The sequence below is a fragment of the Massilia sp. CT11-137 genome, from assembly GCF_047302885.1.
Taxonomy (GTDB): domain Bacteria; phylum Pseudomonadota; class Gammaproteobacteria; order Burkholderiales; family Burkholderiaceae_D; genus Telluria; species Telluria orientalis.
This window is the reverse complement of sequence record NZ_JBKYMP010000002.1, coordinates 3617646-3631941: the sequence shown is the minus strand read 5'-3', so window position 1 is coordinate 3631941 and position 14296 is coordinate 3617646. Positions and strand designations below refer to the sequence as shown.

Sequence of the window (14296 nt, the reverse complement as noted above, 5' to 3'; positions counted from 1 at the left end):
TCGGTGCATGGTCAAGCGTCACGTTGCATGCGGTCGTGGCGTCGTCGCACTATCGTGAAGACGGCCCGGCCCACGACATAAGCCGCAAGTGCTTGCGGCAGGAGGACCAGCAACGCGAACGGGACCACCAGGAAGGTATTTGCGTCGACGTCGGGCGAACGCAAGACTCCGATGGTGGTCCAGCCGACGACGGCCACGACAATCCCACCGAGGAAAGCGGCCAGGTTCGCCCGACGGTGCCACCCCGCGTACACGCAGATCGTCGCGGCCGCCAACCAGGTAAGGTTGTTATGGAAGAGCGGCGCCGACGCAAACGCGGAATATGCCGCGACCCCGTGCATGAAGGCGTTGTTCAGGCTACGCGTGGGGGCATCGTCGTGGACGACGCGGCGCTCACCTTTTATGAGCGACAGACACAACTCCAACAATGCCCACAGGACGCCGGTGATCCCAAGCTTCATGAAGAGCCAGTTCGTCTCGATACGCCCCTGGACCTGCTTCTTTCTTTGCTCAAAGTCGATCGTGACGGGACTGAACGGGTAGCCGATCCGAAGGCGATGCCAACGCTCGTTGAAGTGAGCGTCGAAGCTGTCGAGGTTGACGGCGAACACGACGTCCTCCTTCAGCCGCACGAAGGTGCCGGTTCTATCTTCCAGATCATCTCTGCCGAGGGCAGTCCAGGAAGGGCGGTAGCTGTCGAACATCGTATCGTATGTGGGGATGGCATTCAGCATCAGGAGCAGCACCATGCCACGGGAAAGCGGTCTGGAGAAGAATCGCATGATGTTTCGCAAGTTGGCTCCAAGGTTTTAACGATCATCGCGAGTTCAGCATAGCAACTTACTGAAACGAAAAAGTCACGAACGGTCACAGCCGGCATCGAGCGCTCACCCTGATTGGTTCCAGAATGAGTTGACATAGATTAAGGAAAACCACTGCACAACTCACCATACTCGATACATGGCAAAGAAATTTCCGATTTATCCCGTACACCCGGAGCGTGTTTGCTGGGGATGCGACAAATATTGCCCTGCAGATTCACTTGCATGCGGAAACGGCTCGGTGCGCACGCAGCATCCCGTCGAATTATTCGGCGATGACTGGCAGGCGTGGGGACTCGATTCGAACGATGACGCCGACGCTTCAGCGAGCTGAGGAGCGGCCGGTTCGCAGCGATTTTTTCGGTGGCCTATTGCGTTCGGGCCCAGTACGACCCATGTACAGGCTACCGACACGTCCCAAGCCATGGAGTCCGCCTTGAAACGTCTCATTGCATTGTGGCGCACCGTCGCCGGCCAGGACCTGCGCCTGCTGTGGTACGCCGTCCGGCACGAACATCGCCCCGGGTGGCTGGTGCCGGCACTGGCCGTCCTCGCCTTGTTCGCGGTGGAGCCGTTGAATGTCGCGGTGCCCGTGCTCGGCACGATCGACGAGTTCGTGCTGCTGCCCCTCATCCTGCACGGCATCGCGACCATGTTGCCGGCGCACGTCGTCGACGGTTATGCGCGCGCTTACGATAAACGCTTGCGGCGCCGGGCCTAGGTCCGGCATGCGGGGAACTTTTCCCGCTGCCGGTTGACGTTCTTGACGAACTCCTCCGCCTGATCCTGCGGATAGGTCTGTACCTGCTCGTTGACCTTCACCTTGTTGAAGACTTCCTTGCCCTGGCACGTGACGAGGACGACTTCGCCGCGTCGAACCAGCGCGGCGCGCATGTCGGCCAGCGACAGCGCCAGGCTGTGGTCGAGTAACTGCCTGACGCCGCTGAGCGCCATCGTCTTCAGCATGTTGCCCAGGAAGCCTTCGTCTTTGTCGCGCGCGTCCTGCGGCTCGCCGATCTGCTTCATGCCGTAATCGGTGAGCTGCATGACCACCGCATCGTCCTTCAACATCAATTCGGTCCACCGGCTCGTCGACTGCACGTAAGGCTGCCCCGACGCGGGCTTCTGGCGCGGACCGAAACGCTCGGGGCCATCGCCCTCATGGGCGTCGATCGAGATGGTCGAGCTGTGGCGGGTTTCGCCGGATGGACCGGCATGGGCAAAGGTCGTGGTCGCGAGGACGGCGGTGGCGCAGAGGATGACGCGGATCGTGTTCATGGTTGTTCCGAAAGCCGGTTGAGGACTACGGAGGACGATAGCGCAAGCGGCACACGGTCGGCCCGCCGTTTGCGACGAACGGCGTTATTCGGGCGCCAGACGGTGTTATCGCGCGCTCAGCCAGCACCTCGTTTCGCCCGCGGTGCGGCCGGCTTCTTCGGCTTCGGCGGCGGCATGATCGCCGCCGTCTCGAGCAGCAGGCGGCGCAGCGCTTCCGGCTCGTCCAGCAATTCGTCCGCGATCGGATAGTCCTTGGCGCCGGGGTAGGGTGGCCCTTGCGGCAGGTCGGGCGCGAGCCGTGCGGCGGCGTCGGACGGCTTGACGAACAGGCTGCCGTCGCAGGCGAAGGCGACCACCTTGTCGTCGACGTACAGCGCGTATTCGCCGAACATCTTCCGGTGCGTCAGCCGCGCCCCCAAACCCACCACTTCCGCGACGTAGTCGATGAAGCTCCTGTCCGTTGCCATGCGCGTTCTCCGTGCCGTGATCGAAACCGCCAGCGTAGCCCGGCGCGGCGGTTCGATCAAGACCTCAGAACGTCAGGCGACCGTCGACGCAGGTGACGGCGTTGCCGCCCACCCGGATCGCATCGTCCGCGATCTGCAGGCGCAGGATGCCGGCCCGGCCCAGCGCGGCGCCCTGGCTGGACAGGAAGTCCCGGCCGAACGCGTCGGCCTGGCCCGTGTGCCGCAAATACGCCGCGATGGACCCGTTGCCGCTGCCGCAGACGGGATCTTCGTCCACGCCGTGCGCCGGAGCGAATGCGCGGACCTCGATGCGCGCGGCGGCGCCGTCGGGATGCGGGCCGAAGACGATCACGCCCGTGTTGCCGCTTGCGGCATCGCGCGCCTTCATGCGGGCCAGGTCGGGCTTGGCGGCCAGCACCGCGCGGGCGTCCGGCAATTGCGCGACGACCCAGCGCGTCCCGGCATCCACGAGGCAGGGCGGGGTGCTGCCGGCCAGCGGCGTGCCGAGGATGCGCGCCACCTCGTCCGCCTGCGCCGCATCCAGCGGGGTGATCGTCGTCGCCGGCAGTTCGAACGCGATCCAGCGGGCGCCATCGCCTGCCTGCGTTACGTCCAGCCGGACCAGGCCGCGCGCGCATTCCTGCACCAGCGCGCCGTCGCGCGGCGTGATCTTGCTGGCTTCCAGCAGCACGTGCGCGGTGCCGATGGTCGGGTGACCTGCGAACGGCAGCTCCGCGCCGGGCGTGAAGATGCGCACGCGGTAGTCGGCGCCAGGCTGCGTCGGGCGCAGCGCGAACGTCGTTTCGGACAGGTTGGTCCAGTTGGCGATGCGCTGCATCTGCGCGGCGGACAGGTCGTCGGCGTCGAACACGACGGCGAGCGGATTGCCCAGGAACGGGGTGGCGGTGAAGACGTCGACGGTCTTGAACGGGTGGCGTGCCATGCGGGTCTCGCGTTGTTGGGATGAGCCCAGTCTACGCAAGGGGCGGCGGCATCGACAGGCACAGTCGCCCGATTGCGGCCGGCACTGTACCGGCGATCGGCCCTGCACGGTTTCGACGGGGGCGCAGGTGCGCAACACGGCGCCGGGCCGCTTGCCGATCGGGGTCAGTTCGTACGACGCGCAGCGGCACTTTACGACACGGGCCTTGCCCACGCGCGTGGACGGCAGGTACTCATCGTCACGCACCGCGACAAGGAGGTGGACGCGCTGCGCGCAGCGGGGCATCGTCGGCATCGACGGCGTGGTGCCGGGGTGACTGTAAAGGGAGGTAAAGAAGGGTAAAAGAGTTTTATCCGCACACATCGCGTGCGCCGTCCTGCGCATAATGCCTGCAACCCACGCAAGGAAAGGACGATGGTGAATACAGCGCGCGCACATGCCGGAGCGGTTCCGGTCCGCGCCGCCCGCGAGGCGGCACGGTACACGACGGCGGCCTTGCCGCTCGTCCCGGCCGGTGTGCTGGCGCGCGCCGACCGCATCCTGTTCGTCACCCACCTCGCCATCGGCGATTTCACTTACCTGCAGGCGTGCCTGCGCGCATTCGCCCGCGCGTGGCCGCATGTGCGCATCCACGTGTGGGTCGACGAACGGCGCCGCACGGCCGATCCGGCCGCGTGGCCGCACCTGCGCAGGTACGCGCTATATGACTGGCTCGCGGCCTGCCCGTGGATCGACCGGGTCTACGACAGCACGTACAGCCCGGCCGCGTTCGAGCAGTCGGTCGACGACGCCCGCGCCGAACGCTATCCGGTCGTCGCGTCGCTGGCCGTCGTCGACTGCCACCGCTATGCGCGGCTGGCCCGGCGCATCAGCCCGCGCGGCTTCGTCGTGGGCCTGACGAAGCCGGCCGAGCGCCTGCTGCACGCGCCGTCGCGCTGGGCGGGCTACCGCAAGCTGGACGCGGCGCTGCCCGTGTATGGTCCCGCGGAGGCGGCGCACCAGCACATCAGCGACATCTACGCGGGCTGGTTCGCCCGCTGCTTCGGCGTGGACGTGCCGCCGGCCGCGCGCATGCCGCGGCTGGACATCCCCGAGCGCTGGGTACGCAGCGCGCACGCGCAGTTCGCGGCGTGGGGCTGCACGGTCGGCAAACCGGTCGTGTTCGTGAACGCATTTTCGAAATCGCCCGACCGCACGTGGCCCCTGGAACGCGTGGCCGCGCTGGCGCGCGCGCTGAAGAACCGGCTTGCGTGGCGCGGCGTCACCGTCGTTGTCAACGTGGTGCCGGAAGCGCAGGAGGAAGCGCGCCGGCTGTTCGAAGGGCGGGCGGGTCCGGACCTGGCGCACGTGCGCCTGTTCAGCGCGGACGAGCACTTCTTCCAGCTGCCGGCCGTGCTGCGGCTGTGCAGCCTCGTCATTTCCGTGGAGACGGCCGTGATGCACCTGGCGAATGCGGTCGGCGTGCCGGTCATCGCGCTGATGCGCCGCAATCACCCGGAGTGGGCGCCGATCGACCGGGCCCGCAGCACCGTGCTCATGGTGCCGGAACAGGACGACTGGGTCACGCGCATCGGCGTGGACGAGGTGCTGGCCGCCGTGGACGGCCGGGATTGAAGCAAAGCCTCAAGACGCGTCGGCCCCGGGGACCGGTTCCTCGAACGACAGGCGGTTGTGCGACGGATCGCGGATCGTCATCTCGCGGGTCCCCCACGGCATCGTCTGGATGTGCGGGCGCGAATACTTGAACGATTTCGCGAGCAGCGTGGCCTGGTAGCCGTCGAGGTCGCGCACGGCGATGCGGATCGACGCGCCCGGGCTGCCGTCGCCGTAGTGCTCGGACAGGTGCAGCACGCAGTCGCCCAGCGACACCTGCATGTAGACGGGGAAGTCGCCGCCTTCGAAGCGGTGCTCCCAGTCGATCTTGAAGCCGAGGAAGTCGATATAGAACTCGCGCGCCTTCGCTTCGTCGAAGATGCGCAGGATGGGAGTGACGCGGGACAGGGTGTACATGGAACCTCCTTGCAGGATCAGGCGCTGCCGTCCTGGCGGGCTTCCGCGAGACGCTTGCGGTGCGCCGCGCCAAGGGTCAGGTGGAGCATGACGGCCACGCCGGCGAAGCCGACGCCCGCGAGCCAGTCGGCGGTCGCGCCCGAGCGCACCGCGTCCACGATGCGCGTGGCGGCGAGGAACAGCATGCAGGCCGGTGACAGAAAGCGTGCGTTACGTGCGAAAAAGGACATGGCGCGGCGGGATGGCAGGAAAACGGAAAGAATACCAGATCGCCGCGCCCTGAAGCTCGCACTTTTTCACACCCCGTGCTTCAGTACTTGTAGTTCAGCCCCAGCACGAACGAGCGGCCCGAATGCACGTACAGCAGCGTGTCGTTGCGCTGCGTGTCGCGGCCGTAGCGCAGCGGCGTGTCGTTCAGGTTTTGGCCCTCCAGCGACACGCGCAGTTGCGGCGTGATGTTGTACGAGAGGCTCATGTCGATGTTGGTGGAGCCGTCGACCATCGTGTAGTCGTGGCCCGCCACGTCGCCCAGCACGGCATAGATATAGCTGGAGCGGTGCGCCGCCGACACGCGCGCGCTGAACTTCGCGTCCTCGTAGTACAGCGTGAGGTTGTGGGTGCGCGGTGACAGGCCCGTGAAGTCCGCGACCTGCGTCAGCTGCTCGTTCGCCGGCGTGGCCGGGTTGTCCACGCGGGTGATGTACGTGATGCGCGACTTCACGCGCGTCGCGTTGGCGAGCAGGCCGAAATTGCTCCAGAAGCCGGGCAGGAAGCTGAACGGCGCCTGCAGGTTGAATTCCCAGCCTTTCAGCGGGCCGCCGGCCGTGTTGACCTTGCGGCTCACGTTGACTTCCGTCGTGGGCAGGGTCTGGCAGATCGGAGCGCCCGTCAGCGAGCAGCCGTTCAGGATCAGGAGTTCGTTCGGCAGTCCGAGCGTGTTGTACGGCACGCGCTCGTTGACGCTCTGGATGAAGCTCTTGATGTCCTTGCGGAAGTGCCCGAGCGAGACCATCGCGTTCTTCGCGTAATACCACTCGGCCTGCAGGTCGTAGGTGTTGGCGCGGATCGGGTCCAGGTTCGGGTTGCCGATCGAGACCGACTGCGAGATCGGCGATACGGTCGCATTCGGCGCGAGGTCCGTGTACTCGGGCCGCGACAGCGTCTTGCCGGCCGAGAAGCGCAGGAACACGTCCTTCGGCAGCTGCGCCGTCAGGTTGAAGGCGGGCAGCCAGTCGCGGTATTTCTTCGTGCCCGTGTTCGGCTGCAGCTGGCCCTGCACGTTGATCATCGCCGTGGATGTCGCCGTCGTCTCCGCGCCGCGCACGCCGGCATTGCCGCGCCACGTCACGCCGAACAGGTCGTAATTGAAGTCGACCATGCCGTACAGCGCATTGATCTTTTCTTCCACGCGGCGGTTGGTCTGCGCGAGGTAGTTGTACTGCGATCCCGGCACGGCATCGCAGTGGCACTCGGTATTGACGACGCCGAGGAACTTCTGCAGGTCGACGGCCGCCCACGACCCCGGCACGCCGGTGCCGCCCAGGCCCGAGCCGAAGCCGCCGATCTGGCGCGAGATGTCGGCCATCGACACGCCGGCCGGCAGCGCGACCGCATTCGCGCTGTTGCCGACCTCGTAGTTGGTCCAGATGTTCTTGCGGGCCGAGATGCCGAAGTGGCTCGTCACGTGGTCGTTGATCTCCCAGTGCACGTTCGCGGCCTGGGTCTGCAGCTTGTTGGTCGTGTCCAGGTAGCGGCCCACGAACATGCCGCGCACGTTGCCGGCGGCATCCTGTGGGGCGAACTGGAAGTTGGCCGGATTGCTCACGTCGATGCCGAAGTTGAGCGTCGGGACGTTGCGGTTGTCGCGGAAGTCCCACGAGAAGCCGTTCACGTTCGGCGCGTCGAACTGCACGGTGGCGCGCATCGGCTCGTTCAGGTTCGAGTTCGAGTTACCGGCCATGAAGTCGGCCTTCACCGTATCGCTGAACCTGTGGCTGCCGGACAGGACGTGCTGGCGGAACTTGGTCGTGTACACGTCCAGCAGGCCTTCGGTGCGTACGTCCACGCCGTTGAACTTGCCGTAGTCCCAGCTGCCGTTCTGGTCGAAATGCGCGTCCAGGATCGACGTCTGCGGCTTGCCGTTCGAACCGAGGTTGCGGCCGAACGAGATCGCCTCGATGTAGTTGTCGTAGCGTTTATTGGCGAACTTGCCGTACATGAGGTCCAGATTCAGTTCGCTGTCCGCATTGCGCCACTGGTAGGAGTTGGTGATCCCCGTGCGCTCGTAATCGGTCTGCGAGCGGCGGTAGCGCGGGATGCGCGGCGCGAACGCGCCCGAGCCGGCGGCCGGATTCGCGACCGTGCCGCCGTAATTGTCCTTGCGGCCCATGACGCCGTTGTACGCGGCCGGATCGGTCGCGCGCGGCATGCCGGTGCCGCACGTCGTCGCGGTGATGCCCTTGACGGCATCGTTGCCCGGGACCTGCGGCGACACGCCGACGGGCGAGCAGAAGCCACCGTCGTTGCTGGCGCTGAGCAGTTCCACCGCCTCGTAGCCTTCTTCCGTCGCGCGCCGCTTCGAGTACGCGGCCGAGAGCAGGGCGCCGACCTTGCCGTAGCCCGTGTCCCAGCGGTCCGACAGCAGCGCCGTCACGCGCGGCTGCGTCTTGCCGGAGAGGGAGTTGTGGCTTTCCTGGCCGCCGATGCTGAACGTGCGGCCCTTGAAATCGAACGGCCGCGCCGTGCGCAGGTCGACGGTGGCGCCCAGCGAGCCTTCCTCGATGTCCGCTTCCGACGTCTTGCGCACTTCCAGGCTGTTGAACAGCTCCGACGCGAACACGGAGAAGTCGAAGCCGCGGCCCCGGTTCGTGCTGCCGTTGATGTCCGAGGCGCCCGTCGCCGCCACGCCCTCGATCCCGTTGATGCGTACGCGCGTGAAGCCCGCGTTCAGGCCGCGCACGGTGATCTGCTTGCCTTCGCCGCCGTCGCCGCGCGCCAGCGCCACGCCGGGCACGCGCTGCAGCGATTCCGCGAGGTTCGCGTCGGGGAACTTGGCGATGTCCTCGGCCTTGATCACGTCGATGATGCCGTCGCTGTTCTTCTTCGTGTTCAGCGCGCTGTTCAGGCTCGCGCGAAAGCCCGTCACGACCACGACGCTGTCGGACGATTTGCCGTCGGCAGCGGTCGTGGCGACGGGCGCCGCATCGGCCGCCGCGGCCGTCTCCTGGCCGTGTGCATGCAGCGAAGCGAGCATCGCCAGGACGCCGATACTGATGCGGCTGCGGGGTGAAAGAGGATGAATGTTCCGAGGGGTTGCGGTGAAACGCATCGTTGTAGTCTCCATGTCGTTATCGATGACTCGTGCGGTCATATTGACGGGGGCATGGTAGCGCTAAGCATGCTTGAGCGAACCGTCGGTCCGGTCCGATCGCGGTAATAATCACGTTGTTGAGCGCTTGCATGGCGAATCGACAACGGTGTCCGCGCAGGCGGCACAATATGCGCTCACAAGGTGCGCGGTGCACCATCAAAGGAGACGTTCAGTGCCCAGTTCCCTCTCACGGCGCGCGCTGCTGCGCGCCGGCGTTGCCGTGCCCGTGCTGGCCGGCTGCCAGGCCTTCATGCCGGGATCCGCCGGCACGCTGCCTAGGTCCGAAGTCCGCGTCGACGCGCCGTTCACGATGCCCGCCATCGCCGTGCCCGATTTCTCGGGCGCGCCCCGCTTCGACATCGTGACGTACGGGGCAGTGCGCGGCGACCAGGCGGCGACCGGCACCGCGCTCGCGCGCGCCATCGCGGCGGCGCATGCGGCCGGCGGCGGTGTCGTCGTCGTCCCGGCGGGGACGTGGCTGACCGGCCCGATCCACCTGAAGAGCCACGTCGCGCTGCACGTGGAAGACGGCGCGACACTCGTCTTTTCGCCCGACCCGCGCGACTACCTGCCGGCCGTGTCCACGAGCTGGGAGGGACTCGAATGCATGAACTATTCGCCGCTCGTGTATGCATACGAGTGCGAGAACGTGGCGGTCACGGGCCGCGGCACCTTGCGCGCGCGGCTCGACGTGTGGAAGCAATGGTATGCGCGGCCGCAGGCGCACATGGATGCGCTGGTCGCGTTGTACAACATGGCGTGCCGCGACGGCGTGCCCGTGGCACGGCGCGACATGACGACGGGCCAGGCCAACCTGCGTCCGCACTTCATCCAGTTCAACCGCTGCCGCCACGTGCTCGTGGAAGACATCCACATCGTCGACAGCCCGTTCTGGGTGCTGCATCCCTACCTCTGCCGCGACGTCGTGATCCGCCGGGTCGACATCGCGGCGCACGGCCACAACAACGACGGCGTCGATCCGGAGATGAGCCGGAACGTGCTGATCGACCAGTGCACGTTCGACCAGGGCGACGACGCCGTGTCCGTGAAGTCCGGGCGCGACCGCGACGCGTGGCGCCTCGGCGTCCCGTCGCGCAATATCGTGATGCGCCGCTGCCGCATCAAGAATGGCCACCAGCTGATGGCGATCGGCAGCGAGCTGTCGGGCGGCGTGGAGAACGTGTTCGTCGACGACTGCCACTTCGATCACGCGGATTCCTCCGTGCCCAGCACCATCAACAACCTGCTGTACGTGAAGACGAACGAACGGCGCGGCGGCTTTGTCCGCAACATCCACATGAGGAACGTGAGCGCCACCCGCATCAAGGGCGGCGTGCTTGCCGTCGAGACGGACGTGCTGTACCAATGGAAGACGCTCGTGCCCACGCTCGAGCGCCGCCTCACGCCGATCGAAGGCCTGTTCGTGTCCGGCATCCGCGTCGAGGATGCGGGCTTCGTCTGCCGCGTGAAGGGCGAGGCGGACCTGCCGGTGCGCGACATACGCTTGCGCGACGTGGCGGTGCGCACGGTGCGCGGGACGCCGGTCGTCACCGAGCACGTGCAAGGCTTCGACAACCGCGCGGACGTGCGGGCATGAGCGGCCGCCGTTTGTGCGCGGCGCTCGCCGCCGCCGTCCTCGCCTGCGTGCCCGCGGTCGCGCAGGAGCTGGGCATTCCGCAAGCGTCGGATACGGCAGCGCGCGCCGGGGACCGGGCGAACCGGGCCGACACGACATGGCTGATGGCCGCCGTGGCGCCCGGCCTGCCGGACCGCCTGAGCATCTTCCGTTCGGACGACGGCACGACCTTCGTCATGCAGGCGTCGGAAGCATATGCGCCGCCGCGCGGCATGTTGCGCGACCCGGCGCTCGTGCGCGACGGCGGCCGGTACCGGGTGGCGTACGTGGCAGGGGCCGGCAACGAGATCGGCTTCGCGCGCTCGAGCGACCTGAAACAGTGGACGTTCGAACGCACCGTGCCGATGCCGGGTCCCGTACGCGCGCCGCGCTGGGTGCGTGCGCGCGACGGCAGCCTGGAACTCGTCGTCGCGCTGCCGCGCGGGCCCGCGCTGCTGGCGCCGGAGACCGCGCCGGCGCCGCGTGCGTTGACGGGCCTGCAGGACAGGTACGAGGATGCGGCCATCGTCCAGGATGGCGGCGGTTACGTGGCGCTGGCGCGCCGGCGCGCGGACGGCGGCCTGGTACTGGCGCGGGCCGGCGACCTGGCGGGGCCGTGGACCGTCGAGCGGACGCTCGATGCGCTGGGCCTGGCGGCACCCGGCATCGGCCTCGCGCGCCGGCCGGACGGCAGCTGGCGCCTGGTCTTCGCCGACGCGGCGGGCCATGCGTGGCAGGCCGACAGCGCCGATGGCATGAAGACGTGGTCGGCGCAACGACCGCTGGCCGGCGTGGCGGCAGGCGTGGCCGCGCCGGACGTGCTGGCCGACCGTGCGCAGGACGTCGCCGCCGCCGTTCGCCCGCGCGGCAAGCCGCGGCAGGTCGGCTGGGACCCGTACTCGCTGATGGTCGGCGGCAAGCGGATCGTCGTGTGGTCCGGCGAGATCCACCCGTTCCGGCTGCCCGACCCCGCGCAGTGGCGCGACGTGATCCAGAAGATGAAGGCGGTCGGGTTCAACGGCGTGTCGTTCTATTTCGACTGGGGCTATCACTCGCCGGCGCCGGGCGTCTACGATTTTTCCGGCGTGCGCAACGTGGAGCGCGCGCTCGAGATCGCGGAAGAAGAGGGTATGTACGTGATCGCGCGCATGGGGCCGTACGTTAATGCGGAGCTGTCCGGCGGCGGTTTCCCCGGCTGGATGTTCCGCAACCGGGCGGAGGCGCGCACGGACGATCCGGCCTACCTGGCGGCCGTCGACGAATGGATGACGCAGATCGACGCCATCATCGCGCGCCACCAGGCGACGACGGGCGGCGGTACCGTGATCGCCTACCAGCTCGAGAATGAACTGGGCAAGGTGGAGCCGAAACACGTACGCCAGATGGCGCACCTGGCGGCGAAGGCGCGCGCCGACGGCATCACGGTGCCGCTGTTCCACAACGCTGCGGGCCGGCTGCCCGACTGGACGCCGGCGGCATCGTCCGCGCCGTGGGCGAATCCGGGACCGGTGGACCTGTATGCGTTCGACGGCTATCCGGGCGGCGCCTGCGACGTCCACGCGAATCCGGCGGGCCCGAACAAGGCGCCGGACTGGGGCATCTACGCGACGCCGGGACCGAAGGCGGGCGCGGCCAGCTCCCCCGGTACGCCCGGCTTCGTGGCGGAGATCGGTGCGGGCTGGTTCGACTACTGGGGCTCGAACGGCACGTACGCGTGCACGGCCCAACGCCAGGGCAAGGGCTACCAGCGCGTGTTCTACGGGACGAACCTGATGAACCGCATCACGCTCCACAACATCTACATGGCGTTCGGCGGCACGTCGTGGGGCTGGCTGCCGGGGCCCATCGTGTACACGTCGTACGACTACGGCGCCCCGATCGCGGAAGACCGCGGCCTGCGTCCGAAGGCGCTGGCGCTGAAGCAGCAGGGCATGTTCGTGCAGGCGGCCGCGCCGGTGCTCGCGCGCATGGACAAGGGCCCGGAGATCCGCACCACGAACCCGCGCGTGCGGCTCTACCACAACGTCAACACGGAGCTCGGCACGCACGTGCTGTTCGCCGTGCACGGTCCGTCCGACCTGCTGACCGACGATGCGTTCTCGTTCGACGTCACCACGCGCGACGGCACGTACACGATCGCAGCGCGCCTGAATGGCCAGGACGCGAAGATGCTGCTGGCCGATTACGCGCTGGAGCGCCAGCACCTCGTGTACGCCACGTCCGAACTGCAGGCGCAATTGCGCGACGGGGCGCGCGACGTCGTGCTGCTGCACGGCCGTGACGGCGAGAACGGCGAGACGGTGCTGCGCTATGCATCCGCACCGAAGGTCGAGGTATTGGCGGGCGACGTGCGCACGACGTTCGACGCGGCGCGTGGCGACCTGAAGCTCGCGTATGCGCACACGGGCCTGGCGCGCGTACGCATCACGGGTGGTGGACGCGCGCCGCTGCTGCTCCTGGTCGCGGACGAGGACACGTCGCAGCGCTTCTGGATGCAGGACACGCCGGCGGGCCGCGTCCTCGAACTGACGCCGGCGCTCGTGCGTGCCGCCCGCATCGAGGGCGGCCGGCTGCACCTGGCGGGCGATACGGCGGCCGCCAGTCCGCTCGAGATCTGGGGGCCGGAGATCGCCGGGGTCTCGTTCAACGGCACCGCCCTGATGATGGCGCGCCAGCCGGACGGCAGCCTGCGCAGCACCGTGCCGCTCGCCGGTCCGGTGCCCGTCGCCGTCCCGGACCTCCGCACCGTGGCCTGGACGCGGCGCATGGACAGTCCCGAGGCGCAGCCCGGCTTCGACGATAGCGCCTGGGTGCAGGCGGACAACCGGCCGTCGGCCGCGCAGACGTGGACGTTGCCGGAGCGCGGCCAGCCCACGCTCGCGATGAGCGACTACGGTTTCCATCATGGCGACGTGTGGTACCGCGGCCGCTTCGACGCCAGCGATCCCGCCGCGAACCGCCTGGAACTCTTCTATGGCGGCGGTGGCGCGGGCATGCTGCAGGCGTGGGTCGACGGCCGCTTCCTGGGCCAGCACGAGCTGGACACGGGCCGCTCGTTCCCGGAGACGACGGACACCGTGCGCTTCGACCTCGGCAAGCTTGCGCCGGGGCCGCACGTCGTCGCGGTCATGGTCCGCAACGATTCCCACAACTGGGACCTGATGGCGGACGACGCGCACCGCGAGGCGCGCGGCCTGATCGCGGCGTCGCTGACGTCGAAAGGGGGGCGCCGGTTCGCCGTGCCGATCCGCTGGCGCATCCAGGGCAACCAGGGCGGCGAGGACATCGCCGACCGCGTGCGCGGTCCGTACAACGACGGTGGCCTGTACGGCGAACGGGCGGGCTGGCACCTGCCGGGCGCGCCGGGGCAGGGGTGGGCGCGCGCGCGGCCGGACGACGCGCCGCCGGCCCCGGGCACGTACTGGCTGCGCACGCAGGTGAAGCTGGACCTGCCGCGCGGGCACGACGTCCAGCTGGGCCTCGCGTTCGGCGACACCACGCGGCCGCGCTCCGGGCGCGAGAACCGCGCGCTCATCTTCGTCAACGGCTGGAATGTCGGGCAGTTCATCGCGCACGTCGGGCCGCAACGGGTGTTCGTGATCCCGCCGGGCATCCTCGACCCGCACGGCGACAATACGATCGCGCTCGCCGTCACGACGGACGGCGACCCGGCCAATGCGCTGGAACCGGTGCGGCTCGAGGTGTTGCGTGCCGTCCACGGTGGGGTGTCCGGCGACGCGGAAAAGGGGCGGGCCGGGCCGTAGTTGTTGAACTGTCAGTCACAAGACAGCA

12 protein-coding genes are annotated in these 14296 nt (G+C 68.1%); 5 read left to right on the top strand and 7 right to left on the bottom strand.

Annotated features, from left to right (window positions below):
- Positions 1-11: 11 nt before the first annotated feature.
- A complete protein-coding gene (locus ACEN98_RS32955) occupies positions 12-782 on the bottom strand; it encodes a hypothetical protein (RefSeq protein WP_413389035.1) in 771 nt (256 codons plus the stop codon).
- 178 nt (positions 783-960) lie between these two features.
- On the opposite strand from ACEN98_RS32955, the gene ACEN98_RS32950 reads away from it, so the two are divergent.
- Positions 961-1155, top strand: coding sequence for a DUF3079 domain-containing protein (locus ACEN98_RS32950; RefSeq protein WP_413389034.1), 195 nt, complete (start codon positions 961-963; stop codon positions 1153-1155).
- Positions 1156-1257: 102 nt separating this feature from the next.
- Positions 1258-1542 (top strand): hypothetical protein, encoded by a 285-nt coding sequence (locus ACEN98_RS32945; RefSeq protein WP_413389033.1) that lies wholly within the window; start codon positions 1258-1260, stop codon positions 1540-1542.
- On the opposite strand, the gene ACEN98_RS32940 is transcribed toward ACEN98_RS32945, so the two are convergent.
- The 3 genes from ACEN98_RS32940 to ACEN98_RS32930 all read right to left on the bottom strand — a co-directional run bounded on the left by ACEN98_RS32940 (position 1539) and on the right by ACEN98_RS32930 (position 3509).
- Positions 1539-2099, bottom strand: a complete 561-nt coding sequence (locus ACEN98_RS32940) for a hypothetical protein (protein WP_413389032.1) — start codon at positions 2097-2099, stop codon at positions 1539-1541. The two genes, ACEN98_RS32945 and ACEN98_RS32940, sit on opposite strands and share 4 nt — an antisense overlap.
- Before the next feature lie 116 nt (positions 2100-2215).
- Entirely contained in the window at positions 2216-2566 is a 351-nt protein-coding gene (locus ACEN98_RS32935; RefSeq protein ID WP_413389031.1) for a TfoX/Sxy family protein, read from the bottom strand.
- 64 nt (positions 2567-2630) lie between these two features.
- Positions 2631-3509, bottom strand: coding sequence for a PhzF family phenazine biosynthesis protein (locus ACEN98_RS32930; RefSeq protein ID WP_413389030.1), 879 nt, complete (start codon positions 3507-3509; stop codon positions 2631-2633).
- A gap of 414 nt (positions 3510-3923) precedes the next feature.
- On the opposite strand from ACEN98_RS32930, the gene ACEN98_RS32925 reads away from it, so the two are divergent.
- Complete coding sequence (locus ACEN98_RS32925; RefSeq protein ID WP_413389029.1) at positions 3924-5123, top strand: glycosyltransferase family 9 protein; 1200 nt, start codon at positions 3924-3926, stop codon at positions 5121-5123.
- A gap of 9 nt (positions 5124-5132) precedes the next feature.
- Here ACEN98_RS32925 and ACEN98_RS32920 read toward each other — a convergent pair whose 3' ends face one another.
- From ACEN98_RS32920 to ACEN98_RS32910, 3 genes are all read right to left on the bottom strand, one after another.
- Positions 5133-5519, bottom strand: coding sequence for a glyoxalase superfamily protein (locus ACEN98_RS32920; protein ID WP_413389028.1), 387 nt, complete (start codon positions 5517-5519; stop codon positions 5133-5135).
- 17 nt (positions 5520-5536) lie between these two features.
- Positions 5537-5749, bottom strand: coding sequence for a hypothetical protein (locus tag ACEN98_RS32915; protein ID WP_413389027.1), 213 nt, complete (start codon positions 5747-5749; stop codon positions 5537-5539).
- Positions 5750-5829: 80 nt separating this feature from the next.
- Positions 5830-8772, bottom strand: a complete 2943-nt coding sequence (locus tag ACEN98_RS32910) for a TonB-dependent receptor (protein ID WP_413389026.1) — start codon at positions 8770-8772, stop codon at positions 5830-5832.
- A gap of 289 nt (positions 8773-9061) precedes the next feature.
- On the opposite strand from ACEN98_RS32910, the gene ACEN98_RS32905 reads away from it, so the two are divergent.
- Together ACEN98_RS32905 and ACEN98_RS32900 are read left to right on the top strand one after the other, a co-directional pair.
- Positions 9062-10486: a glycoside hydrolase family 28 protein gene (locus ACEN98_RS32905; protein WP_413389025.1), complete on the top strand. Its 1425-nt coding sequence runs from the start codon at positions 9062-9064 to the stop codon at positions 10484-10486.
- The gene (locus tag ACEN98_RS32900) at positions 10483-14268 is read left to right on the top strand and encodes a beta-galactosidase (protein ID WP_413389024.1); all 3786 of its coding nucleotides are present in this window, start codon (positions 10483-10485) and stop codon (positions 14266-14268) included. The genes ACEN98_RS32905 and ACEN98_RS32900 overlap by 4 nt, the downstream gene beginning before the upstream one ends.
- Positions 14269-14296: the final 28 nt, after the last annotated feature.